The sequence below is a fragment of the Tigheibacillus halophilus genome (assembly GCF_042683165.1).
Classification (GTDB): domain Bacteria; phylum Bacillota; class Bacilli; order Bacillales; family Amphibacillaceae; genus Tigheibacillus; species Tigheibacillus halophilus.
Genome location: NZ_JBHUIZ010000012.1, coordinates 173,086 through 199,212 on the forward strand (window position 1 = coordinate 173,086; position 26,127 = coordinate 199,212).

The 26,127-nt window shown below is 43.3% G+C and carries 19 protein-coding genes, 1 pseudogene and 1 other annotated feature; of the genes and pseudogenes, 11 read left to right on the top strand and 9 right to left on the bottom strand.

Annotated features, from left to right (window positions below; all coding sequences use genetic code 11):
- Positions 1-232 precede the first annotated feature (232 nt).
- On the top strand, positions 233-1,825 hold the full coding sequence (locus tag ACFSMW_RS12055) for a solute:sodium symporter family transporter (protein ID WP_390355950.1): 1,593 nt from the start codon (positions 233-235) through the stop codon (positions 1,823-1,825).
- A gap of 187 nt (positions 1,826-2,012) precedes the next feature.
- Here ACFSMW_RS12055 and ACFSMW_RS12060 read toward each other — a convergent pair whose 3' ends face one another.
- Positions 2,013-3,191: an MFS transporter gene (locus tag ACFSMW_RS12060; protein ID WP_390355952.1), complete on the bottom strand. Its 1,179-nt coding sequence runs from the start codon at positions 3,189-3,191 to the stop codon at positions 2,013-2,015.
- A gap of 285 nt (positions 3,192-3,476) precedes the next feature.
- On the opposite strand from ACFSMW_RS12060, the gene ACFSMW_RS12065 reads away from it, so the two are divergent.
- The gene (locus ACFSMW_RS12065; RefSeq protein WP_390355953.1) at positions 3,477-5,126 is read left to right on the top strand and encodes an FAD-binding dehydrogenase; all 1,650 of its coding nucleotides are present in this window, start codon (positions 3,477-3,479) and stop codon (positions 5,124-5,126) included.
- Positions 5,127-5,196: 70 nt separating this feature from the next.
- Positions 5,197-5,421 (top strand) — a binding site (T-box leader).
- Positions 5,422-5,469: 48 nt separating this feature from the next.
- Positions 5,470-7,368, top strand: a complete 1,899-nt coding sequence (gene thrS, locus ACFSMW_RS12070) for a threonine--tRNA ligase (protein ID WP_390355955.1) — start codon at positions 5,470-5,472, stop codon at positions 7,366-7,368.
- Between the two features lie 77 nt (positions 7,369-7,445).
- Here thrS and ACFSMW_RS12075 read toward each other — a convergent pair whose 3' ends face one another.
- The 6 genes from ACFSMW_RS12075 to ACFSMW_RS12100 all read right to left on the bottom strand — a co-directional run bounded on the left by ACFSMW_RS12075 (position 7,446) and on the right by ACFSMW_RS12100 (position 13,030).
- Positions 7,446-8,738 carry an arsenic transporter gene (locus tag ACFSMW_RS12075; protein WP_390355957.1) on the bottom strand — a complete coding sequence of 431 codons (1,293 nt, stop codon included), beginning with the start codon at positions 8,736-8,738 and terminating at the stop codon, positions 7,446-7,448.
- Between the two features lie 31 nt (positions 8,739-8,769).
- Entirely contained in the window at positions 8,770-9,081 is a 312-nt protein-coding gene (locus ACFSMW_RS12080) for an ArsR/SmtB family transcription factor (protein WP_390355958.1), read from the bottom strand.
- A gap of 190 nt (positions 9,082-9,271) precedes the next feature.
- Positions 9,272-10,279 carry a FecCD family ABC transporter permease gene (locus ACFSMW_RS12085; RefSeq protein WP_390355960.1) on the bottom strand — a complete coding sequence of 336 codons (1,008 nt, stop codon included), beginning with the start codon at positions 10,277-10,279 and terminating at the stop codon, positions 9,272-9,274.
- Positions 10,276-11,283, bottom strand: coding sequence for a FecCD family ABC transporter permease (locus ACFSMW_RS12090; protein WP_390355962.1), 1,008 nt, complete (start codon positions 11,281-11,283; stop codon positions 10,276-10,278). Before ACFSMW_RS12090 ends, ACFSMW_RS12085 begins: the two co-directional genes overlap by 4 nt.
- Before the next feature lie 15 nt (positions 11,284-11,298).
- A complete protein-coding gene (locus ACFSMW_RS12095) occupies positions 11,299-12,228 on the bottom strand; it encodes an iron-hydroxamate ABC transporter substrate-binding protein (protein WP_390355964.1) in 930 nt (309 codons plus the stop codon).
- Entirely contained in the window at positions 12,179-13,030 is an 852-nt protein-coding gene (locus ACFSMW_RS12100; RefSeq protein ID WP_390355966.1) for an ABC transporter ATP-binding protein, read from the bottom strand. The genes ACFSMW_RS12095 and ACFSMW_RS12100 overlap by 50 nt, the downstream gene beginning before the upstream one ends.
- 151 nt (positions 13,031-13,181) lie before the next feature.
- On the opposite strand from ACFSMW_RS12100, the gene ACFSMW_RS12105 reads away from it, so the two are divergent.
- From ACFSMW_RS12105 to ACFSMW_RS12135, 7 genes and pseudogenes are all read left to right on the top strand, one after another.
- Positions 13,182-14,237, top strand: coding sequence for an NAD(P)/FAD-dependent oxidoreductase (locus tag ACFSMW_RS12105; RefSeq protein ID WP_390355968.1), 1,056 nt, complete (start codon positions 13,182-13,184; stop codon positions 14,235-14,237).
- Positions 14,238-14,388: 151 nt separating this feature from the next.
- The gene (locus tag ACFSMW_RS12110) at positions 14,389-14,850 is read left to right on the top strand and encodes a GNAT family N-acetyltransferase (protein WP_390355970.1); all 462 of its coding nucleotides are present in this window, start codon (positions 14,389-14,391) and stop codon (positions 14,848-14,850) included.
- A gap of 239 nt (positions 14,851-15,089) precedes the next feature.
- Positions 15,090-17,408 carry an RNA polymerase recycling motor HelD gene (gene helD, locus ACFSMW_RS12115; protein ID WP_390355972.1) on the top strand — a complete coding sequence of 773 codons (2,319 nt, stop codon included), beginning with the start codon at positions 15,090-15,092 and terminating at the stop codon, positions 17,406-17,408.
- 112 nt (positions 17,409-17,520) lie between these two features.
- Positions 17,521-17,772, top strand: a pseudogene (locus tag ACFSMW_RS12120) (NUDIX domain-containing protein); the annotation flags it as partial.
- Between the two features lie 46 nt (positions 17,773-17,818).
- Positions 17,819-18,673: a VOC family protein gene (locus tag ACFSMW_RS12125; protein ID WP_390355974.1), complete on the top strand. Its 855-nt coding sequence runs from the start codon at positions 17,819-17,821 to the stop codon at positions 18,671-18,673.
- A gap of 182 nt (positions 18,674-18,855) precedes the next feature.
- Positions 18,856-19,638, top strand: coding sequence for an ABC transporter ATP-binding protein (locus ACFSMW_RS12130; protein WP_390355976.1), 783 nt, complete (start codon positions 18,856-18,858; stop codon positions 19,636-19,638).
- Between the two features lie 263 nt (positions 19,639-19,901).
- Positions 19,902-21,599 carry a methyl-accepting chemotaxis protein gene (locus tag ACFSMW_RS12135; RefSeq protein ID WP_390355978.1) on the top strand — a complete coding sequence of 566 codons (1,698 nt, stop codon included), beginning with the start codon at positions 19,902-19,904 and terminating at the stop codon, positions 21,597-21,599.
- A 435-nt stretch (positions 21,600-22,034) separates the two neighbouring features.
- On the opposite strand, the gene ACFSMW_RS12140 is transcribed toward ACFSMW_RS12135, so the two are convergent.
- Positions 22,035-23,612 carry a peptide chain release factor 3 gene (locus ACFSMW_RS12140; protein ID WP_390355980.1) on the bottom strand — a complete coding sequence of 526 codons (1,578 nt, stop codon included), beginning with the start codon at positions 23,610-23,612 and terminating at the stop codon, positions 22,035-22,037.
- A 582-nt stretch (positions 23,613-24,194) separates the two neighbouring features.
- Between ACFSMW_RS12140 and ACFSMW_RS12145 the strand changes: the two genes are divergently transcribed.
- Entirely contained in the window at positions 24,195-25,226 is a 1,032-nt protein-coding gene (locus ACFSMW_RS12145) for a DUF1646 family protein (protein ID WP_390355982.1), read from the top strand.
- Positions 25,227-25,418: 192 nt separating this feature from the next.
- Here the strand turns inward: ACFSMW_RS12145 and ACFSMW_RS12150 are convergent, their stop codons facing one another.
- Positions 25,419-25,688: a hypothetical protein gene (locus ACFSMW_RS12150; protein WP_390355984.1), complete on the bottom strand. Its 270-nt coding sequence runs from the start codon at positions 25,686-25,688 to the stop codon at positions 25,419-25,421.
- Positions 25,689-26,127: the final 439 nt, after the last annotated feature.

Consider the following 26,127-nt stretch of genomic DNA (forward strand, 5'->3'; position numbering starts at 1 on the left):
TCAGCTTCATCATGTTTGTCGGGACAATATAGGTGGTAAATAAGAGAGGGAGACTGGTGATTTCGTAACCAATTGTTCCGAATCTATCATTCAACGCGTCTGTTTGAAGACGGGTTGTTTATTTATTTGGCAGGTACATTATCCTGATTAAGGACAGCGATGGCATTCGCTTTAGATGAGTGGATGTCGGCTTTTTTAATATATATTTTTAAGAGGGAGGAAGACTGGAAAGGTGAATTTATTTGCAATTGTTTCATTCATTATCATTATAGCGGCGATATGGACGTATGCTTACTTCCGGAGCCGCTCCGTTGATATTGCCACATCAGAAGGTTATTTTCTTGGTGGAAGAAGTTTGAAAGGATTTACGATCGCGGGAACAATCATTATGGCCAACCTGTCCACTGAACAAATCGTTGGCCAAAATGGCCAGAGCTATCAAGCGGGGATGCAGGTGATGGCCTGGGAGGTTACAGCTGCTGTAGCCGTAGTCGCATTAGCTTTGGTTTTCTTACCGAAATACTTGAAATATGGTGTAGATACGATATCTGACTTTATTGAAATACGTTATGATGGTACGACAAGAAGAATTGTCTCGTTTTTATTCATGTTAACATATATGATCTCATTTATGCCGGTTGTATTATACTCCGGATCACTGGTTTTCAATAAGATTTTTTCTATCGATAAGCTGCTTGGCGTGAATCAGCTGACTGCAGTGATTGTCATTGCAACGTTTGCAGGTATTGTCGGTATGTTGTACTTGTTGATTGGCGGACTGTCCCTTAGTGCATTCAGCGATACCATTTACGGGATAGGTTTGCTGGTAGCTGGATTGGCCGTTCCGATTGTTGGATTATTCCTATTGGGAAAAGGAGATCTTTTAGATGGTCTGGGCACTATAGAGGCTAGAACTCCGAAATTACTTAACTCTATCGGTGCATATGACTCGGAAATGGTGCCCTGGCCTGCTTTGTTTACAGGTATGCTTTTTAATAATCTGTTTTACTGGTGTACTAACCAGATGATTGTTCAGAAAACATTGGCAGGGAAAAGCCTGAAAGAGGGACAGAAAGGGACATTATACGTTGGGATGTTCAAAGTGATCAGCGGACTGATTCTGGTTTTTCCTGGCATTATCGCTTTCAATATGTTCGGTGACTCGCTGCCGATTGCGGATGATGCCTATCCTAAATTGGTAAATAGTGTTTTGCCTGGAGCAGTGAAAGGTGTATTTGGCGCAGTATTTTTCGGGGCCATTTTGAGCTCGTTTGTTGCAGCTTTAAATGCCACATCAACCTTATTTACGATAGATTTTTACCGCCCACTGCTAAAAAGCAACCCATCTGATAAAAAGGTTGCCCGGGCGGGGAAAATCGTTACAATCGCTGTTGGAGTGGCTTCCATCATGATTGCTCCCCTGATTTCCTTTGCGCCGAGCGGTTTGTACAATGTGGTTCAACAATTCAATGGCGTGTACAGTATGCCTTTGCTTGCTGTTATTTTATTTGGATTCTATTCCAAGCATGTTACCGCATTGGCAGCCAAAATTACTTTCCTTTTCCATGTGGTCGTATATCCGGTCGCGAATTTGCTGCTGGATGTCAATTACCTGTATATCCTTGGGGCGATGTTTCTGTTGGATGTGCTGCTCATGTGGATCATCAGCAGCATCAAGCCGCTGCAGTATACGTTTGTATTTGAAAAGGATACAAATAAAGTCGATCTCACACCTTGGAAATATGCGAAGGCAGGGGGGGCGATTGTTATCCTGTGTGTGATCGGTATGTATGTGCTGTTCTCGCCATTAGGACTGGCAGGCTAAATACAGCAGAAATTCATATTCTCTTTTCATTTAGGCTATGAAGAAAATGAGCATCGGTTGCTTCCCCCACAGCTGAACGATGCGGCATTTCATTGAATAAAAAATGCAAGCCCAATGGTGGCAGCCACCAAAGTCAGTATTTCAACGCTAACTTTCGGAGGACGGTACCAATTAGAGGCTTGCGTTTTTAGGTTAGGGTGTACAATGATTTATCTTCTACTTTATGCGTTATGACTGCGATGATGATACCGAGAAGGATCATCACAGACGCAATGAATGTGATTCCCTTATAATCGAGCCCGCTGCTGAGAAGGAAACTTCCTAAAGTGGCACCGATACTATTAGCCAGATTGAAAATCGATGCTGCGATTGTTCCGGAAAGCGAAGGCGCTTCCCGGCCGCCAATAATAATCTTTGAATTTAACAAAGGGCTTGTCCCGAATGTTCCCAGCCCGAACAGGAAGCTCATGGCAAAAGCAAGTGCAGTCCATTGGATGAGAAAGGTGAAGCTGGCCAGCACGATCGCCAGAATCGTCAAAACAGCAATAAGACGTTCAGTCAATACATGTGGCTGGATACTGCCGGAAATGAAATTGCCAATCACAGCACCTATCCCAAAGCAGAGGAAAGCCCCTGTTACGCCTGCGATACCAAATCCTGCAAAATGGCGCAGCATTGGCTCAATAAAGGTATACGCTGTAAAAACTCCGGAATAGCCGAACACGATAATAGCAAGTATCAGCAAAACGTTTTTATTTTTGAAAATGCCAAGTTCCTTTCGCAAGTTCGGCGCTTCTGCCGGCTGTGGATTGGGAGTCAGGAAAATGATGCCGGCCAGAGCGATTAGTCCGAGCAGCACAATAAACCAGAATACATAGCGCCAGACGAAAATTCCGCCAAGATAAGAGCCGAATGGCACACCGATCATGACGGCAATTGTCAATCCACCTTGAACAGCTGCGATCGCGCTCGTTTTTTTATATGGCGGTGAAATCGCGACTGCAGTCGACATACATAACCCAAAAAAGGGAGCATGCATCATTGCAGAACACAATCTGGCCGCCATCAACACACCAAAATTAGGGGCCATTGCTGCAATTGCGTTACTAACGGCAAATAAACCCATAAAGCTGATCAATAAAGGTTTTGGAGAAATTTTAATGGTTAGGATACGGAAAATTGGTCCAAAGACTGCGACGCTGATGGCATAAACGCTTAAAAGCAGTCCAGTTGTGGAAATAGCAACATGAAAATCCTTCGCGAATTGTGTCAACAAACCAGTAACAACATATTCAGTCATGCCAATTGCAAAAGTGGCTACCATAAATACCAATAGTACGACGTTGCGGGAGGATTGCAGTTTCATCATCACCCCTCCTTTTAAGAAATCAGAAATGAATATAGTAAAATAAAATAACGATAATGTCTAGCAGCATGTTTGTAAACAGAAAGAAACCTGAATTTTTCCCCGGATTTCGATGAACATCAAACTTGAGTATATATATTACAAAGTTGATAGTAATCGGAATAGTGTATATATTTGAAAGTAATCCCATATCAACAAGGAAATCAGCTTATCATAAGGGTTATACCTAAAGATACCTCTGAAAAGGCTGCTTGGCCCTATTCTAATAAAAGGACGTGAGGGTACATGAATTACGATGTAATCGTTGTCGGAGCAGGACTTGCAGGGCTGGTTGCGACTGCAGAAATAGCCGATGGCGGAAAAAAGGTTCTGCTGTTGGACCAAGAGGCAGAAAATTCACTTGGCGGACAAGCTTGGTGGTCCTTTGGCGGTTTATTCCTGGTTGATTCTCCTGAACAGCGGAGAATGGGAATCAAAGATTCGAAGGAGTTAGCTTGGCAAGATTGGTGCGGATCTGCAGGATTTGATCGGGAAGCAGACGAAGATTATTGGGGAATGAAATGGGCTAAGGCCTATGTGGAATTCGCAGCTGGCGAAAAACGACAATGGCTTCGGGATATGGGGGTGCGTTTTTTTCCTGTTGTTGGCTGGGCAGAACGAGGCGGGTATTTGGCAGACGGTCATGGCAATTCAGTACCCCGATTCCATATAACCTGGGGCACGGGTCCTGGACTAGTTGCTCCTTTTGAACGCCGTGTCAGAGAGCATATGAAAAAGGGACTGGTTGATTATCTGCCACGGCATCGTGTAAACCGCCTGATTAAAGAACATGGTGTGGTGGCTGGTGTCCAAGGTGACATATTGGAGCACGGTAATATCAAGCGTGGCGAGGATAGCTCAAGAATTCCTATTGATGACTTTGAATATCGGGCGGAAGCTGTACTTGTTTCCAGTGGCGGAATTGGTGCGAATTTCGAATTGATTCGCAAGCATTGGCCGAAACGGCTAGGGGATCCGCCAAAGCATATGATTTCAGGGGTCCCAGCCTATGTCGATGGACGAATGCTTGCCGTTGCAGAAAAAGCGGGAGGTCGTATTGTCAACAGGGACCGTATGTGGCATTACACAGAAGGTATTAAAAACTGGAACCCTATCTGGAGAAGTCATGGTATACGTATTTTGCCAGGACCGTCATCTATCTGGCTGGATGCGCGCGGACGACGATTTCCCGTCCCTTATTTTCCAGGTTTTGATACCCTTGGGACGTTGGAAGCCATTCAAAAAACGGGCTATGACTACTCGTGGTTCATTTTAACCCAGAAAATCATCGAGAAAGAGTTTGCTCTTTCTGGTTCTGAGCAAAATCCTGATTTGACTGGAAAGCGTATCAAAAAAGTGTTGCAGCGTGTCAAACCTGGAGCGCCCGGACCGGTAGAAGCGTTCAAGCAATATGGAGAGGATTTCATTGTCGCCAATACAATTGACAATTTGATTATCGAAATGAATAAGCTTGCTGGGGAAAATCTATTGGATGCAGATGAGGTCATTGCACAAATACGGGCACGAGACAAGGAAATAGATAACGCTTTTACCAAGGACTTGCAGATTGCAGCGATAAGGGGAGCAAGGAATTATCTGGGAGATAAGTTAATCCGTGTCGCTAAACCGCATAAGATTCTGGATTATAAAAATGGCCCGCTGATTGCGGTCAAATGTCATATTCTCAGCAGAAAAACACTTGGCGGGCTGCAGACTGATCTAACTGGGCAAGTGTTGAATGAAGCCGGCCAGGCAATTCCAGGATTATATGCTGCGGGAGAAGTTTCCGGTTTTGGCGGTGGAGGTGTTCATGGCTATCGATCCTTGGAAGGGACATTTTTGGGAGGCTGTTTATTCAGCGGCAGAGCAGCTGGAAGGACATTTGCGGACGTGTAACAGTAAAAGTATGGTTGAGTAAAGTGGTTGTAAGAGACCATGTTTTTGTGTAGTATATAGGGAAATTATAAAAAAGGCTTTGAAAAGGATATGTGCTGTTTTACACTGGTCCACAGAGAGGGAAGTCTTGCTGAAATCTTCCCAGCTAAGAAGAACGGTTCACCACCTTGGAGCTGTATCGGTGAAAAAGAGTAATCGATACCGTCCAGCAGACGTTACACTGCGCCAGAGTCATAAACGAATAGGTTTAGGAGAAATTTGGGTGGAACCACGTGTATAAATACCCGTCCCTTTCGCAGGGGCGGGTATTTTTTATATTTAAGTTTACAAAGGAGGCATTTATATGCGTCAAGCAGATTTGATTGGAGTTCAATTTCCGGATGGACAGGTAAATGCATACACGAAAGGGATTTCTGTGAAGGACATTGCATCCGATATTTCTTTTAGGCTGGAAAAGAAGGCAGTGGCTGGAAGAGTGAATGGTGAGTTGGTTGATATGGCTCACCAACTACAGCAAGATGCAAAGCTGGAAATTTTCACATTGGATTCTGATGAAGGAGTGCAAGTATTGCGTCACACACTTGCCAGCGTATTGGCTCAAGCGTTAAACAGGCTTTATCCTGAAGCGCAATTGGGTACGGATGCCGTGGCTGGAAATGGCTTTTATGTTGATGTGAAGCTGGAGGAGCATATTAAACCTGATGATTTGGCAGCAATCACCAAAGAAATGCATGCTATTATACAAGAAAATTTGGAGGTTCCACGCATTTCAATAGCACACAAAGATGCGAAAATACGTTTTGCGGATAGGGAAGAGCACTTAAAACTGGAGATACTGAATGAGTTGGATGAGAAACAACCATTGATACTGTATCAACAGGGCGAGTTTATCGATCTTGGCGGCAGCCCCTGCTTACCCAGAACGGGAATGATTCCGAAAGCTTTTCAACTGACAGATATATCTGGGGCCTATTGGAAGGGAGATAGCCAAAATGAAATGCTGCAGCGCATATATGGGTTAGCTTTTGTAAAAAATCAAGCGTTGCTGGACTATTTGCACTTTATCGAGGAAGCAAAGAAACGTGACCATCGCCTATTAGGAAAACAGCTGGATCTGTTCATGTTTTCTGAAGAAGCTCCGGGCATGCCGTTTTATCTGCCGAAGGGTCAAATCATTCGTAATGAATTGGCGTCTTTTTCACGAGAGATGTTTACAAAAGACGGCTACGAAGAGGTTCGCACACCACTGATGATGAATCAGCGGCTTTGGGAAGAATCCGGACATTGGGACCACTATCACGAGAATATGTATTTTACAAAAATCGATAACGAGGATTTCGCATTGAAGCCGATGAATTGCCCTGGACATATGCTGATATTCAAAAACAAACTGCGTTCTTATCGTGATCTGCCAATTCGTTTAGCAGAATTCGGCCAGGTACATCGTCATGAATTCAGTGGAGCCTTAAATGGTATGTTGCGTGTTCGTACATTCTGTCAGGATGATGCCCATATTTTTGTTCACAAAAATCAAATCGAATTAGAAATAAAGGAGGTATTTCGCCAAGTAGACGCCATGTATCAGACATTTGGTTTTTCTTATTCAGTTGAGCTCTCTACACGTCCAAAGGATTCTATGGGTGAAGATCATTTATGGGAGATGTCGGAGCAGGCGCTGAAAAAGGTTCTTGATGAATTACAAATTGCCTACCAGATAAATGCAGGTGACGGAGCTTTCTACGGTCCAAAGATCGATTTTCATATTCAAGATGCATTAAAGAGAAGTCATCAATGCGCAACAATCCAGCTTGATTTCCAAATGCCGGAAAAATTCGACCTCACTTATGTGAATGAGAATAATGTAAAAGTTCGGCCTGTTGTCATCCATCGAGCAATATTTGGCTCTATTGACCGTTTTTTAGGAATCCTGGTTGAACATTTTGCGGGAGCCTTCCCTGTATGGCTTGCGCCCGTGCAAGTCAAAGTGATACCGATCGCAGCTGTGCATCATACGTATTGTATTGGTTTGAAAAGGAAACTGGAGACGCTCGGAATAAGAGTAGCACTAAATGATCGGGACGAAAAACTTGGCTATAAAATGCGAGAAGCACAGACGCAGAAAATTCCTTACACACTTGTGATTGGCGACAAAGAAATCGCTGATCAAACAGTGAATGTCCGCCGCTTTGGAAAGAAACAGTCAGAATCACTTGCTGCAGTGGATTTTCAAGAAAGCATTTGACGTAAAATCACATCACGAAGTGCAGACTGAGCGTACAAATAGGCGCAGGGACGCAGGTAGTCCTTGCGCCGCCATGTTCATTGCAAAAGATAGAGCCATATATACAGACCGCTCAGCGTGATGAACAAGGTGGGGATAGTCAACACGATGCCGATTCTAAAATAGTATCCCCAAGTGATCCGCACACCTTTTTGTTTTAAAACATGCAGCCACAGCAACGTGGCCAATGATCCGATGGGGGTAATTTTCGGACCGAGATCAGATCCAATCACATTGGCATAAATAAGCGCTTCTTTCACGGCCCCAGTCGTATTTGCATCCGCAATCGCCAATGCATCGATCATGACAGTCGGCAGGTTGTTCATGATGGAAGAGAGGAATGCTGCAATAAAACCCATGCTGATGGTGGCGATGTACATGCCATGACTCGCTGCAAACTGGATCAGGTCTGTCAGCAATGTCGTCAGTCCGGCATTTCGTAGTCCATAGACAACGACATACATGCCAATGGAAAAGAACACAATTGCCCATGGGGCGCCTTTGAGAATCGTTCTTGTCTGCACGACGGTACTTCTGCTGGCAATAATCAGGAAAATGATGGCAATCGCTCCAGCAATGATAGAAACAGGTATCCCGATATATTCACTGGCGAAGTAGCCGATCAACAATACACTAAGTACGGTCCAGGACAGACGAAAGAGCTGTTTGTCCCTGATCGCTTCTGCAGGCAGTTTTAGCTGTGATATGTCATATGTTTTCGGTATGCTTTTTCGAAATGCGATATATAAAACGAGCATACTTGCCGCAACACTGAAAAGATTTGGGATAATCATGCGGGAAGCATATGCTGCAAAGCCAATATCAAAGAAATCAGCTGAAACGATGTTGACCAGGTTGCTGACAATCAAGGGTAAGGAAGTTGTGTCGGCAATGAATCCCGAAGCCATGATAAAAGGGAGAATAAGCTTGTCTTTAAGCCTCAGGCTCCGCACCATGGCCAGCACAATTGGTGTCAGGATGAGCGCGGCGCCATCATTTGCAAACAATGCTGCTACAACCGCCCCCAGCAGGCTGATTAATACAAACATTTTCATACCGCCGCCGTTTGCGAATTTTGCCATATGTAATGCTGCCCATTCAAAAAAGCCGATCTCATCCAGTATGAGCGAAATAATGATCAGCGCAACAAACGTTAAAGTGGCATTCCAAACCAGGCTGGTCACATCCAGGACATCGTGAAAATCGACCACCCCGGTAATCAATGCTAATGCAGCTCCGATACAAGCGGACCATCCGATGGAGAATCCTTTCGGCTGCCAAATCACAAAAAACAATGTTGCTAAAAATATTAAGATTGCTACATAAACCATTCCAGTCACCTTTCAGTCATGAATTTTAACATTAATCGCAGGTCATACGCTGAACTCTCATCTTAAGTGGCGGAAGCATGCTGTACAAATGAAGCAGCAATGGGTAAAATGCATGCTGCTTATTCAATGCATAATACATCCATTTGCCTTTACGAGTTTCCTGGATGATACCTGTCTGCTTTAGTCGCTTTAAGTGCTGGCTCACTGCAGGCTGGCTCATTTCCAGCAGTGCCACCAATTCACATACACAAAGCGCCTCCTGCATCATCAAATATCTGATGATTTTCAAGCGGTTTTCATCCGCCGCTGCTTTTAGGCATGTTACCGTATCAGGAAGATCCAACCTCATCGCCTCCTTTAATATATAAATGTATGCGTATATATATAGTTATTTTATCTTTTATTATACATATAATATATAAGTATTTCATTATATGTGTAAAGAGATTAGTCCTAAAAAATGATTTTCAATATATTGATGTTATAAGAGGAAAAGCATAAAAAAACCCCCGCCACTTGGCAGGGAAGCTGCACTATTTTCTAAGCAATAAGTAAATGAAATACGGCGCACCAAGAATAGCAACGATGATGCCAGCAGGGACACCATTTGGTTCCAATATGTTATGTCCAATCGTATCGGCGAATAATAGCAGCCAGCCACCGATACAAATCGCAATCGGCAAGAACAACTGATGTCTTGGGCCGACTAACGCCTTGGCAATATGCGGTGCCATCAGTCCGACAAAAGCTATCCCGCCAGTGACGGCGACAGCTGAAGCGGCTAATGCAACCGCAGTGATGAGCAAATAAATACGTTCCTTTTCTACATGCATGCCTACGCCGATCGATACAGGTTCACTTAGGCTGAAGATGTTGAGCTGTTGTGACTTATAAAGCGTGAATGGTATCAAAATGACCAGCCAGGGCAGCAACGCCCAAATGAATGGCCAATCCGTCCCCCAAATATTGCCAGCCAGCCAGGTGGAAATAAAATCTACTTTTTCTCTTTCTGCAGATGAAGTTAAGACAATCATCACACCGGAAAGAGCCATAGAAAACCCGACCCCTGTGAGAATCAACTTCATTGGTTGTAAGCCTGTCCGTTTGCTGTAGGAGAAAATGTAAATCAATATTACCGTTAAGAAAGCCCCGCAAAAAGCCACCAGCGGCAGTATGTAGACAAATGATGCGACATCAACAGGGAAAAACAAAAAGAAGATAGCGATGGCAACGCCCGCACCGGAATTAATGCCGATAATCCCGGGATCTGCTAAATCATTACGGGTCAATGTCTGCAAAATGGCACCGGAAAGTGCAAGTGCCATACCAGCGAGTAAGGTGATGATCATTCTAGGCATACGTAACGAAAACAGGATGAAGTTTTCTTTGAAAGTTCCCTGGCCGAACAAAGCAGGGAGCAAGCGCTCATAGGACAAGGTGGAATACCCAAGTCCCAAACTGATAACAGCTGTTGCGATCATAACGGCGAGCAGCAAGATCATAAAGAGGCGCTGTTTTTTGATTAACTTTGAATTAATCATGTGAATGCTTTGCCCCCTTTATGCAGGATAAATAAAAAGAAGGGCAGGCCAAGGATGGCGACAATGGCTGCTACAGGTGTTTCTAAAGGTGCATATAATGTTCTTCCGACTGTATCTGCGAGTGACATGAAAATGGCACCGATGATAATGGAGGTTGGAATAATATACCGATAATCTGTGCCGACAATGGCGCGGACGATATGGGGTATCATCAAACCAATGAAAGCCATATTGCCTACTAATGCGACCGCCGCTCCAGCCAAAATCACGATGGCGATAAATAGGGCGAATTTTACTCGGCCTGTATGCTGGCCAAGTCCAATAGCAACCTCTTCATTCAAACTCAGTATAGTCACCTGTCTGGATAAAAAAATCGCGATGATGATGCCTGCTGCGATAGCAGGAGCAATGATTTGCAATTGTATCCATGTGGTTCCAATTGCACCTCCGGCAGTCCACATGGAAATGTTCTTCGACACTTTGAAATACAGTCCGACGCCATCAGCAAGTGCTTGCAGAAACGTCGATACAGCGGCTCCTGCAAGTACAATTTTGAAGGGAGAAAATCCGCCCTTTTTAGCAGCCCCAATTCCAAATACGATGCCCGCACCAGCGGCCGCCCCGATAAAACAGGCAATCATGATGCCAAAGGGAGACAGGGAAGGGAGCATCGCCAGAGAAACCGCAAGGGCTGCATTCGCACCTCCGGTCAACCCAAGTAGACCGGGGTCAGCCAAGGGGTTTCTTGTCATCCCCTGCATGATTGCCCCGGATACTGCCAAAGCTGCCCCGACAAGCATAACGGCAAGTTCACGAGGTAAACGGATTTCTCTGATGATAGAAAGCTGTTCGCCTCCGGCATTGGATATCATCGCTTTCCATACGTCCGGGACAGAAATATCTGCTGCTCCAAAGGTCATGGATAGGAAGAATACAACAATCAACCCGATACATCCAATGATGAATTTGTTTATAAATGAAAAAGCGTTCTTTTTTTTCCCCATTATGTCAACTTCTCTTTATTTGTTTTTCGAACCCAGGAATTTTTCTTTAAAGAAGTCCAGCTGATAGTCCAGTGTTAAAGGATCATTGAAATAGAATTCTTTAGCGTTGGCTACGAATAAATGGTTGTTTTTAACTGCTGGGATATTTTTAAACGTTTTGGTATCAAGGAATGAGTTGTCTGTATCGTCACTTTTACTCAAGATGACATAATCTCCTGCAAATTCAGGGATGACTTCCAAAGACAATGCGTAATACCCGTCCTTCAATGCTTTCTTTTTCACGGCATCCGGCATCTTCAACTTCATTTCTTGATAAAGTATTTCGGTCCCTCGTCCCCAGTTATCTCCAAAAACGTACATTTGTTTATCGAATTTTTCCAGTACGGAAACAGTTGCGTCCTTGCCGATGACTTTTTTGATGTCTTTTCCAGCTTGCTGGGCGCGCTCTTTAAAGTCTTTTACCCAGGTCTCTGCCTCTTTTTCTTTATTCAGCAGCTTGCCGATTTCGATATGCTGCTGCAGATAATCGATTTTTCCATACGTGAATGTAACGGTTGGTGCAATTTTTTTCAGCTTATCTACATTTTTGAGATCGGATAGCCCGATAATCAAATCTGGATTCAGTTCCATGATTTTTTCTATATTATCTTCAGAAACTTCTTCAACATCCTTCAATTTATCCTGAAAGCGCGGATTGCTTTTAGACCATGCATCCACGCCGACAACGTTAACACCAAGAGACATGACATTACCGGCAAAAGTGGATAGTACCACAACTCTTTTTGGGTGGGCAGGAACTTTCACGGGCCCATTCTCAGATTGATACGTGATCGTTTTTTGATCGTCTGCAGCGCTGCCGTTTTTTTCGGAACTGTCTTTGCTTTGTCCACAAGCGCTAAGAAATAGAATGAGACATAAGAGCAGGAATAGGCTCGTTTTCTTCATTGGTTGTTAACTCCTCTGGTCTGATAAGATTATAAGTAATACACATCGGCTTGCCGGTTCTTGGGTCGATACCGATTTCCCCATCAATATCAAATACTTGCTGCAGCACTTTTTTAGTAAGGATGGCGTGCGCATCTCCCGTTTTTACGACTTCACCATTTTTTAAAGCGATCATGTGATCAGCAAAACGCGCTGCTTGATTTAAATCATGCAGTACCATGACAATGGTCCGTCCTTGTTCTTGGTTGAGATGCTGCAAGAGTTCCAATACTTCCAATTGATGGGCCATATCTAAATATGTTGTGGGTTCATCAAGAAAAATGATATCCGTTTCTTGTGCGAGAGCCATTGCGATCCAGACTCTTTGACGCTGCCCTCCGGATAAAGCGTCGACTTCACGGTGTTTGAAACCAATTGTACCAGTAACCTCAAGCGCCCAATTGATGACTTCATGGTCAGCTGCTTGCAGTCTTCCGAATCCCTTTTGATGCGGGAATCGTCCATAGGAGACCAATTCTCCCACGGTCAATCCGCTGGCACTTTCCGGCGTCTGCGGAAGAATAGCCATCTTTTTGGCCAATTGCTTTGTTCCCAGTTTGGAAATATGTTCACCATCCAGCAAAACTGATCCTGATTCGTGACGAATGATACGCGTGATCGCTTTTAACAGGGTCGATTTACCGCAGCCATTTGCGCCGATGATCGTAGTGATTTGTTTATCAGGTATTTCTATATTCAGATCTTTGACGATGAGTTGCTCACCATAACCTACATTAATATTTTGAGTCGCCAAGCGAAACATAAAATTCCTCCTCAAAAAATGAGAATGATTATCATTATCGTAAATATAAATTTAATCTGCCTTTTTGTCAATCATTTTTGGGTTGCAAAATGAGAAAATAACCTGTATATTTAATGTAATTGATAATCATTATCAGTCGTGAGGTGTAATTATGACAAAAGGCGAACAGCGTGACATTTTCGACGTGACAATTATTGGTGGAGGGCCCGCTGGTCTATACTCTGCATTTTACAGTGGTCTCAGGGAAATGAAAACAAAAGTTATTGAATATCAGCCGGAACTTGGCGGAAAAGTTCATGTTTATCCCGAAAAGATGGTCTGGGATGTTGGAGGTTTGCCGCCGTTACCCGGACAACAGCTGATAGAAAATATAGTTCAGCAAGGATTGACATTCGACCCCGAAGTTGTTTTGAATGAGAAAGTGATCTCCATCAACAAAAACAAAGATGGCATTTTTGAATTGACAGCGGCGTCAGGCCGGATTCATTATTCGAAAACAGTCATAGCTGCCGTTGGCGGCGGAATTCTGAATCCGAAAAAATTACAGCTGCGAAATGATAAAAAAATCGAGGCTGCGAATCTGCATTACAGTGTTACATCACTCAAGCATTTTAAGGATAAGCGTGTACTTATTTCAGGTGGAGGCAATTCCGCAACCGACTGGGCAAGTGAATTGGCGCCGATTGCCAAAGAGGTTTTCATTGCATGCAGAAGTGATTTTTCCTGCCATGAATCCCAGTTGACTGAGCTGACCGCCAATGCTGTTGTATGCCTTGTCAATACGACGATAACTGATTTGATAACCGGAGCGGATGAAGGATATGTTGAAAAAGCGGTACTGACGAATAACCAGACCGGTGCAGTACAGCAGCTGCCAGTGGACGAAATCATTGTCAATCATGGCTATGAACGGGATATGTCATTGCTGGAAGAGAGTGAGCTGCATGTGGACATCGTGGATGACTATTTCATTGCGGGATCCAGCAGCAGTGAGGCATCCGTACCAGGTATGTACGCTGCAGGCGACATTTTGATGCACGATGGTAAATTACACCTGATTGCCGGTGCTTTCCAGGATGCGGCAAATGCAGTCAATAAAGCGAAACAATATATCGCACCAGAAGCTACCAAAACGGCAATGGTTTCTTCGCATAATGAATTGCTGACGGAACGTAATGAGAAATTGGTACGGGAACTAGTAAAATAACGTCATTAAAATGGAAGACATGGATGAGGGGATTGGGGCGCATGTGAAAGGGATGCTATCTCAATCCCTTTTTTGTTTGGTGAAGCGTCCAGATGCGGACGTGATATAATAAATTTAGAAATACATAACATTGCAGAAAGAGCGTGAAACAGTGGAACTCGCAATTCGGGCTGTAGATGAAAACAATTGGCGGCAAGCAGCTGCATTGAAAGTAGCTGATAATCAAGCAGATTATATTGAGAGTAATCTTTATTCGATTGCACAATCAAAATTTGAGACATGGTGGCATTCCCTGGCGCTTTACGATGGAGATGTTTTAGTGGGGTATGCCATGTTTGGGGCGTATTCTGAAAAACATCAAACGGCATGGCTTGACCGGTTCATGATTGGTGAAGCGTTTCAGGGCAAAGGCTATGCGAAACAATTCATTCCTTTACTGCTTGGAGAAGTCAGGCGGAAATATCCTTGCAAGCGTATTTTGCTGAGTGTAGTCCCGGAGAATAAGGTGGCCATACGCATGTATGAAAAGTTCGGTTTCCGCTTCAATGGAGAGATTGATGATACAGAAATTGTAGCAGGACATGTGATGGAGCTATGTCTTCACGATAGATAGGCCTGCAGAAATGGATAATAAGCATAAGCGTCGACTTTCCATATAGAATAGAGGAAAGTCGACGCTTCTTTTGACCCAAAATGAAAAAACCTGCTTGTAACAGGTTGATGAAAAAATATAACCGTGATAAACTATATTAGTTAATGTTTGTTTTTATTAATAATGTAATCCTATCCAATTATATTATATCAACAAACATTTTCTCTGTCAAGAATTTCATTGCGAATGGGGTCGATAAAATGGAAAACCAAGCAAATGAGCGTCAGATGGAGCAGCAGCGCGTCGATAAGGTTATGGAGGAAATTACACATAAGGAAAATATTTTACAAGCGAAGTCGGTTGGCCTGAAAGAAAGTGTGATAGCACTTCGGAAGAACTTTTGGGAGGATGTGACAGTCAACCTCGATGAACCAGATGATGTGATTGAAACACAAGCCAGTATCAAGCAGCAGGCAGAACTTTTATCTGAAAGGGAAAGAAGCCATGGCAGTATTGCTGATGAGCAAAAAAAACTGCATAAACTGAAGAATGAACCTTATTTTGGCAGGATAGATTTTCTGGAGCAGGACGATACAGAGAGTGAAAGCATCTATATTGGTACATCCACATTACTTGATCGCCGGGAAGAAGATATTTTGATCTATGACTGGCGTGCGCCGATTTCAAGCCTTTATTATGATTATGCGCTTGGGGAAGCGGCATATGATACTTTGGAGGGGGATGTCAAAGGCAATATCTCACTGAAACGGCAATTCATCATTCGTCAAGGGAAAATCAGAGGAATGTTTGATACTGGTTTGACGATAGGTGACCGTCTGTTACAGGAGGCATTAGGTAATCAAGCCAGTACGATGATGAAGAGCATTGTAGCCACCATCCAAAAGGAACAGAATAAAATTATCCGCAACGAGAAAAATGATTTACTCGTCGTCCAAGGAGTAGCCGGCAGCGGGAAAACCTCCGCAGCTTTGCAGCGTATTGCTTACCTTATGTATCGGCACAGAGATGAGCTGAATGAAAATAATATGCTGCTATTTTCCCCGAACTCCCTATTTAGCAGTTATATTTCCAATGTACTTCCTGAATTGGGGGAGGCCAACATCAACCAGGTTACATTTCAACGTTTCCTGCAAGAACGGGTAGGAAAATACACAGTAGAATCCCCATTTGAGCAAATGGAATTCGTATTGACTTCCGATAAGAATCGGAAAGCAGATACAATAAGAATTGCTAGCGTCCCGTATAAATCCAGCCTGAAATTCAAACAATTTATTGATGCCTACGCAGAGGAGTTGAAATTTGACGGTATTCAATTCCGAAATATTGTTTTAAGGGGAAGTAAATTGGTTTCTAAAGAAACCATCCGTGACTATTTTTATAGTTTGGATGAAGGCATGACGATACCGAACAAGATGGAACTCACAGCTAAATGGCTGCTTCAGGAAATCCGGCCCATACAAAAAGCGGAAACGAACAAGGATTGGGTCATGGAGCAGGTCGAATTGATGGATAAAGAGGCTTTTCAGCAGGCATATTACCAGAATCAAGAGATAGATGAAGATGATTTTAGCCTTGAAGAGAAATTTCTACGCGAAGAAGTGGTCGATCGTGCTTTTCAGCCGATAAAAAAACGAATCAAACACTATGGTTTTGTCCATGTCGGCAAAACGTATCAAGCTTTGTTTACAGAAACAGAAGGTCAAGCAAACGTTCCCGAAAATTGGGAGGAAATCTGCAAACAGACGGTGGAGAACCTATCGGAAATGTATTTGACTTGGGAAGATGCAACACCATTTCTTTACTTTAAGGATTTACTTTTCGGACCGCGCAAGGAAAGAATGGTGAGACATTTATTCATTGATGAAGCACAGGATTATTCCGCATTCCAGTTCGCTTATATCAAACATACTTTTCCTTATACCCGAATGACGTTGCTTGGAGACAGCAACCAGGCAATTTATACCTATGCAACGGATGAAAATCCGCTGCTCACCAATCAACTAAAAGAAAGCTTCGACCGGATTGCTCTTACAACCAGCTATAGGTCTACAAAACAGATTGTGCAATTTACCAAGGCATTTGCACCGGCGGGAGAAGACATCGAACCGTTTGAGCGTCACGGGAATAAGCCTCGTGTCATAGGGGCAGGGGAAAGTTCCTCGTTGCCTAAGCTGATTCGGAAGCTGGCCGGAAAACAGTTTGCAGTTGGTAATGAAACGATAGGCATCATTTGTAAAACGATGCGGGAATGCGAGGAATACTACCAACAATTAAAACATGATTGTGCGGTGTCACTGATCACCCCCAAAACTGCCAGTTTTGAAAAAGGGCTGCTGATTTTGCCAATATATCTTGCAAAGGGGATTGAATTCGATGCTGTCATCATTCCGGAGGCTTCGGCAGAGAATTATGATGATGAAACGGATCGCAATTTATTTTACACTGCCTGCACAAGGGCGATGCACGAATTGTTGATAATCAGCAAGGGAACATTGAATCGTTTTATTGTTGAAGCGCCGGAAGCGTCATATGAGGTAATGTCTTCCAGTTCCATCTGAACTGGAAGACATCTGAAATCAAAGGGGGAAAAATTTAGTGGATCTGACTACCATTTCCAGAAGGACGTTTTAACCACCGGGTCACAGGGGTTTTCTTGGAAAAAATTGTTTACTTATCCACCGGTCCCAATTCGACAGTTTCTGGACATTGCCAGGCGGCAGGATCCGATTGCATGAAAGCAGCGAACAAGCATTGCGGAGGGAAATGAAAGAGGAGTTGAACTGGCGTATCAGTCAAACAACGCTGCTTTGGATTGCGGAGAACTTTTTTACATATGATGAAGAAAAGTATCATGAAGTAATAAGAGCAATCGGCTTTCCCAAAATTGATTCTTATGATACGATATGTATAATTGTTACATAAAGTAACCTTGTGCAATTAGATAACTATAGTATCGGAGAGTGGCGATATGGAAAAACAATTCTTTGCTAGACCGGCGGTTTATGTTGGAGAAGTGCATATAAAAGTAAAGCATATGGAAAGGGCAATACATTTTTACCGATCTGTTTTGGGATTTCGAGTAATGAAGCAAGACCATCACGAGGTAGTATTGACTGCGGATGGAAGGACGCCACTCCTAACACTGCATGAGCCACAAGGGGTGGCCGAAAAGGAAAACCGTACAACCGGCTTATACCATTTCGCCATTTTATTACCGAACCGCAGTGATTTCGCAGCTTTTTTGCGGCATATACTGCAGTCTGGCCAGCAACTCGGAGCGGCTGATCATTTAGTAAGTGAAGCTTTATATTTTTCGGATCCGGACGGCAACGGCATAGAAGTATATCATGATCGCCCTTCCAATTTGTGGCAGTGGGAAAATCGGCAGGTGTCCATGACGACTGATCCATTAGACGCGAATGATATATTAGCGGAACCGGATATTGCATGGCAGGGATTGCCGGAACATACATTGATGGGGCACATCCATTTGCATGTTTCCGATCTGGAGGAAGCAGAGGCTTTTTATGTACAAGGCCTTGGATTTCGTATCGCAACCACTTATCCTGGGGCGTTATTTCTCTCAACAGCTGATTACCATCATCATATCGGATTGAATGTATGGAATGGCAACGGAGCAAAAAAACCATCAGCTAAAAGTGTTGGACTGGAATGGTTTTCGCTTATTTTCCCTGATAAAACCAGTCGTGATTTGGCTGTGGATCGTTTACAAGCGCAGCATGTCACTACCGTGTGGATGGGAAGTGACGTGGTAGTTGAAGACCCGGCTGGCAACAGGATTCATTTAAAGGCCTCGGAGTGATAGACGTTTCCTTATAGGATAGCCGGCGGCAATCGCCAGTCTGTCGAAAACTGCTGCTATGGCGGGAAGACCTCTGCCAGGGTGGGTACACGTGATCGAAACCATCACGCCTGCTTTTGAAATGTGATATACTGAAAAATATGAAATTACAGGAAAACACAAAGGAAATGCAGGTGTAAAAATTGGAAAAAGTTGTTTCTTTCACCAATGTATCTTTGACAAAGAACCGCCATTCACTGCTGGAGGAGATCGATTGGCAAATCAATCCAGGTGAAAAGTGGGCGGTACTTGGATTGAATGGTTCGGGGAAAACGTCACTGTTGAATGTGATCAACGGCTATCACTATCCAACCAGGGGAGAGGTGTCTGTACTCGATAATCCATTTGGAAAAACAAATCTGCCGGAGCTGCGTAAACAAATCGGATTCGTAAGCAGTGCACTGGATAAATTTTCTCATGTAATGAATCGTGAATCAGTGGAAGCTGTCATTTTGAGTGGCAAATTCGCTTCATTCGGGATATATGAAGATGTATCTGAGGACCAATGGCAGGAAGTGTATGCATTGATGGAAAAACTGCGTCTGCATCACTTGGAAGGAAAAGCTTTCCGGCTGTTATCACAGGGGGAACAAAGGCGGGTGCTGATAGCCCGGGCACTGGTCCATCATCCAAAAATTCTAATATTGGACGAGCCGTGCACTGGATTGGATGTATATTCACGTGAGGAAGTGCTCGGTTTGGTAGAAGACATTGCAAATGGCGATTGCCATGTACTCTATGTCACGCATCATATTGAGGAACTTGTCGGCGGAATAACACATGTGTTGCTGATGAAGGATAGCAAAGTTTTTGCAAAAGGAACAAAAGAAAAAATGATTCAGGACAATTTGCTGTCAGAGGTTTTTGGTGTAGATGTCCATGTGCGCTGGGAGGCAGAACGTCCCTGGCTTTCTGTTATAAACTGAGCAAAGGCAGCGGCAAATGGAAAAAAACAAAACAGACTGCTCCCTGAATAATTGAATAGTCTCGAAAGGAAGCCAAGACTTGGTTACGTGTAATCAGGAAATGGCTTCTATTTTTGTTTGATTGGAAAATAGACTTTTCAAAAATCAATAAATCCCATTCAAAAGTGTAATGGTGAGCCGATAATCTTAATGACCAAGCTTGAAATTTTGTTTCAGGGGGTTAGGGCTGAAGGGATTAACCTTTGGCAGAGGGAGGAAAAAAGATGAAGCGTTTTTTTCAATTGAATAGTTTGCGGAAACGACTGCTGCTCAGTTTTGGAATAGTGGTGCTGCTCGCTTTCTGTTATGGAACGTATAATTATTTTGTGCTTCATAAAATCAATGGTCAGTTAGAGGACATCGCAGAGGAACAACAGCCATTATTAATGCTGGATGAAAAGCTGACTATCAATATGCAGGAGAGGACAGCACTTGTCAGAGGCTACTTGCTGTTTGACGATTCGTCGCTTAGGCAATCGTTTGATGATGGAATAGAGGAGAGTATTGCACTTGAGAAAAAGGCGTCCAAACGGACAGATTCTCCTAAAATGAAAGCATTGCTTGCTAGAAAAATGGACTGGGGCAATGCGGTCAATGAGGTTTTTGAAGCCTATGATGCAGGTGATAAAACAAGGGCGATAGATATTATGACAGAGAAAGTACAGCCTTTGGAAAAGGAACTGATCGATGGGTTTCAAACAATGGCGAATGAGCGAGAAGCAAAAACGGCAACTGCAAGTGAAAAAGCCGTTGCTCTCGGAAAAAAATCATTGTTTATTACAGGGACAGTGAGTCTGGTGATTTTCTTTGTAAGTATTTTGATCGCAATCTTAACAGCCCGGGCAATAGGCAGACCAATCAACGCACTTGCCAAGCGCATGAAAAACATTGCAGATGGACACCTCACAAGTGAAATGCAAGCAGTGACATCGAAGGATGAAATAGCACAATTGGTAGAAGCGTCAAATATGATGGAAAGCAATATGCGCAATCTGTTACAGCAAATCCAGAGGGTTTCAGGATCGGTTTCTTCTGAAAGTGAGGAATTGACGCAGTCGGCAAATGAAGTGAGAGCTGGTATGGAACAAGTCGCTGTGACAATGGATGAGCTGGCTAAGGGTACGGAAACACAGGCTAGCAGTGCAAGCGATCTGGCGTCGATGATGCGCACATTTTCTATCAAGGTAGCTTCGGCGAATGAAAACGGAGAGGCCATCAGGGAAAAATCCGCTTGGATTATGGATAAAACGAAACGAGGCAGTGATCTGATGCAGGCCTCCAGTGAACAGATGGTTAAAATAGACCAAATCGTACAGGATGCAGTGTTGAAAATGGATGAGCTGGATAATCAGACAAAAGAAATTTCAAAGCTGGTTCTGGTGATTAAGGATATTGCGGAACAAACCAATTTGCTTGCGTTGAATGCTGCCATTGAAGCTGCCCGGGCCGGCGAACATGGGAAAGGGTTCTCCGTTGTTGCTGAGGAGGTCAGAAAACTGGCTGAGCAAGTGGCATTATCCATTAAAGATATAACAGGATTTGTCAGTCATATACAACATGATTCTGGACAAGTTGCTGCTTCATTGCAATCGGGCTATCAGGAGGTGGCACAGGGCAGTGCGGAAATTGAAAAGACCTGGCAAACCTTTGCAGAAATCAATAAAGAAGTAGAAGAAATGGCGAGAAATATTCAAACCGTGTCTACCAGCCTGACAGATATCATGGCGACAAGCCAGGAAATGAATGGTGCTATTGAAGATATAGCATCTGTATCAGAAGAAGCAGCTGCAGGTGTGGAACAGACAGCAGCATCTGCACAGCAGGCAGGCAGCTCGATGAATGAAGTAACTTCAAGCTCTGAACATCTTTCCAAAGTAGCAGAAGAACTGGCACAACAGCTTAAGCAATTCCGGATTTCATAAAGGCAGCTGACTCCTTGAAAAAGAAATTCGCTTTTTCTGCGTGCGATGTGAATGCTGCCGAAGCGTTCCTTGTCCTGCGGGAACAATGGTTTTCGATGGGAAGCGTAATCGCAGTCCCAGCACGAGTCTGAAGACCCCGCAGGAAGTGATTTTCTTAGAAAGTACATGAGGGAAGGCAAGCTACATACGGCCTTTGCGGCCAACGCTTGCACACCCCTTGTCGGGGCGCCTGGCGTGCAAATCAACGAAATTACGAAGCTAGATAAAAAAAGTTGGGCGGTTCCATGTCAAGATGGTACCCTTCAACTTTTTTACATTTCCCAAGGTTTTGTCTCACCCTCTTTTCCTGATAAAAATACGTTTTTCGATGTTGGAATACAACAACCCGCAACGTTTTTATGCTTTATCTTTTTTGGACGGTGAGACTCTCCTTGATCATTGATTATATTGATTGACTTCAAAGAGGTCTATCAGCTCGATAGTCGGATTTTTGTCTTTGAACCAATTGAGTGAGAAATCGTTCTTGAATAGTACCAGTGGCTGTTCTTCCCGGTCGGTGACGAGCATGTTGCGCTCATCAAACAGGGAAGGATCTACTTTTTGTTCTGGGTTAAGCCATCTTGGGATACGTTCCCCTATCGTTTCGAACATCACATCGACATGGTATTCGTTCTGCATACGGTATTGAAATACTTCGTATTGCAGTTCTCCGACTGCTCCCAGAATGTAAGATTCTGTGCGATGCTGTCTAAAGAGCTGTATAGCACCTTCCTGGACAAGCTGTTCGATGCCTTTCTTGAATTGTTTGGATTTCATAACGTTTTTGGCAGTTACTTTCTTGAACAATTCCGGCGGGAACTGTGGTAACTCATTATATTCGAATTTATCTTTGCCGGTGATCAATGTGTCTCCAATCCGATAAATGTTCGGGTCATAAATCCCGATGATATCACCTGCGAATGCCTCTTCTACAGTACCCCTGGAGGAAGCAACGAATTGTTGGGATTGAGACAACTTTATTTGCTTGTTCGTTCTTGCCAGCTTCACATCCATACCACGCTCAAATTTTCCAGAGCAGACGCGCAGAAACGCGACTCTGTCACGATGTGCCGGATTCATATTAGCCTGGATTTTGAAGATGAACCCTGAAAAATCAGGATTATCCGGGCTGATAACCCCTTCTGTTGTTTTTCTTCCCCCTGGAGCAGGTGCCATCGCGATGAAGTTATCAAAAAATGTTTGTACGCCGAATGGCGCAAGCGCACTTCCGAAGAATACAGGGGTCTGTTTGCCCTGCAATACATCTTCCAATGAAAAGCGATTTCCCGCCTCTTCGACCAAAGCGAATTCATCCATCGCCTCTAGATATGTGGAGTTGGACATTAACGTTTCATCTAGTTCTAATTCTTCTTTCGGTATATATGTCTCTTCTTCATTACCATTGAATTTGACAAGTTCTTGCTTATTGCGGTCAAACACGCCAAGAAATCGTTTGCCCATGCCGATTGGCCAGTTCATTGGACAGGTTTCGATATCCAGTACTTCTTCAATTTCTTCCAGAAGCTCCAATGTTTCTTTGCCTTCCCGATCCAATTTGTTGATGAATGTAAAAATTGGGATACCGCGCATGCGGCACACTTTAAATAATTTGATTGTCTGTGCCTCAATGCCTTTGGTGGAATCGATAATCATGACAACACTGTCTACCGCAGTTAACGTACGATAGGTGTCCTCACTGAAATCTTCGTGTCCGGGTGTATCAAGAATATTGATGTGATAGCCGCGATAAGGGAAGTTCATCACACTGGAGGTGACAGAAATACCACGTTGTTTTTCGATTTCCATCCAGTCAGATGTAGCGAACTTTCCGGATTTTTTTCCTTTGACCGTTCCCGCGGACCGAATCAGGTTGCCATACAACAGCAATTTCTCTGTTAATGTCGTTTTCCCGGCGTCCGGGTGAGAAATGATGGCAAATGTTTTACGCTTGTTAACTTCTTCATATAAGTTCATGGAAAAACCCCTTCTTTGACTGATTTTCGTTTTTGAATGATAAGGGATTTATAAATCACATTGGAATTCGATCTCCTTTGTATCTAAGCAGTGATGTGTATCGGTAAGAAGAAGGCGTTCACAAAGCGATTGCGAATGCCGGATTTTCTAAAACGATTATGGGCAGGCTGGTATACACTTTCCCATCATTATATGTTCATCATAAATAAGGTGAACATTGTATTTATACAAAAGTAATCTTACCATAAGTCCGCATGGTGTCACAATATCAAGGATAATGATTCCAGACCAGGCAAATCGGATAGAAAGGTAAATATGAAATATTGTTTGCAATGCCTGCATCAGCATGCTATAATTTACACAAATTATAAGTGAATAACGTGTACTGTTTGGAGGAGTCTGTCACCAAGGGAGTAGTGTACCCTTTGGTAACAGGCTCCTTTTCTGTTTTTGACAGAGGCAGTTCTGAATGGGGGCCATGCAATAGTGACAGATTGAAAATTCACAATTGATCGGAAATGTATTTTATAAGAATGAGGGCATGCAACCGCCCGAATAAAAATAATGGGAGGAATTCGTTTTATGATTATTGGTTTAACGATCATTCTATTGCTTGTACTCGTATTGCCATTCACCAAACCTGTTGAAAAAAACCTGGAGATATTCCTGTTCATCATGGGACTGTTATCTGTGTTTGTCAGCCAGGTATGGGATATGGATTTATTGAAGGAAGCGCTGGTGCACCCGATAAATATCACATTGGCAGTATTGATTGCTGGTCTGTTATTCCGCTGGTTTCAAACGCCGGTGGAAAAAGGGATACTCGGTGTCAGCAGAGCGATGCCATATCGATTATTCATCGCTTTGTTCGTCATCATTCTAGGTTTGATTTCCAGTGTGATTACAGCAATTGTTGCCGCAATTATTTTAGTAGCCATCATCAGCGTGCTGCAATTGGATCGTAAATCCGAAATCCGCCTGGTGGTGTTGGCGAGTTTTGCAATTGGACTTGGTGCTGCATTGACTCCTATCGGAGAGCCGCTATCGACGATTGTTGTCAGTAAATTGAACGAAGATTTCTTTTATCTGGTCCGCCTGATTGGGGCCTATGTCGTCCCGGGTGTCATCATCTTCGGCTTATTGGCGGCTTTTGCAGTCAAACCGAAAAAAATGAGCGATCTTGTAAAGGGAGACAATGAAAATGAAACAGTAGCTCAAACAGAATCTTATGGTGAAATCATTTTCCGCAGTCTTAAAATCTATTTGTTCGTCATGGCATTGACTTTTCTTGGTGCGGGATTTCAGCCTTTCATAGAAAAATTCCTGCTTCATTTGGATCCGTTGATTTTATATTGGATTAACATGCTGTCTGCTGTTTTGGATAATGCCACGCTGGCTGCGGCGGAAGTTAGTCCAGCCATGCATGGTGAAACCATTCGGGATTTACTGCTTGGACTTTTGATCAGTGGCGGTATGCTGATCCCGGGGAACATTCCGAACATCATTGCAGCAGGAAAATTGAAAATCACAAGTATGGAATATGCAAAGTTTGCATTTCCAATCGGTCTTATCTTCATGTTCATCGGTTTTGTGGTCATTATACTGTTTGGATAGTACGTGCAATCAATGCGAAATGCGCTAATCGGATTTGAACAGAGTACGCAGTAAGAATAGCCAGCCATTTTTCCTTTATCAAGGAGATGGCTGGCTATTAAATGGGTTTTGATAAATGCCCTCTCCACGTAAACCGGTAAAATGCCGCCATCGATCAATTGAAATGCTGTCGACATGTTGTTGCATGAAGTTTCATTTGAAATTCTTCCTCTCCTCTAATATGTCTTGAATCATTGCTATGTGAAAAGCTGCCCATGCTTTCTCCCGAAAATGAAGCATGACACCTCCAACGAGTAAAACCAGATAAAGGATACAAAAAAGCAGCCACCACAAGCTTCCTTCCTGAAATAAAAATTCCTGCAGCTGTTTGGAAAACAAAAATAATAACCATGGAATAGCTGCAACCAATACCGGGATTACCCCAGCACCATTTTTTTCCTTGATCATCCTGTATCGAATCATTTGTAAAGTACTGCTCTCGATTTCGGTGTAATAATGATAAATTTCCGCTGCTTCCTGAATATATGGATCATCTGTGAGTTCCCCCTTATTATTTCTGAAACGATGAAATAATCGATGGGCGTCACCTCGGAATAATGAAATGTTGTTTTCCTCCTTTCTTTCATAGCTTTTAGCATCGAAGCATATTCTATTCCGGTTTCATATCTTGTGCAAAATGGAGCAAACAAAAAGAAAGGGAAGCAGTTTTTTCTGGTAAGAAAGCTATCCAGAAAAATAGCCTTGTTTTCTGTATACAAGAAACAGAAAAATCGGGATTGGTCGGTCGAAGTGATGTTTGTCACATTATGGATAAAAATTATTGACAGTTTTGTGACGTTGTTCACAAACTATTGTTTTACATTTTTTACAGGAATAAAATAATGAAGCAATGAAAAAGCGA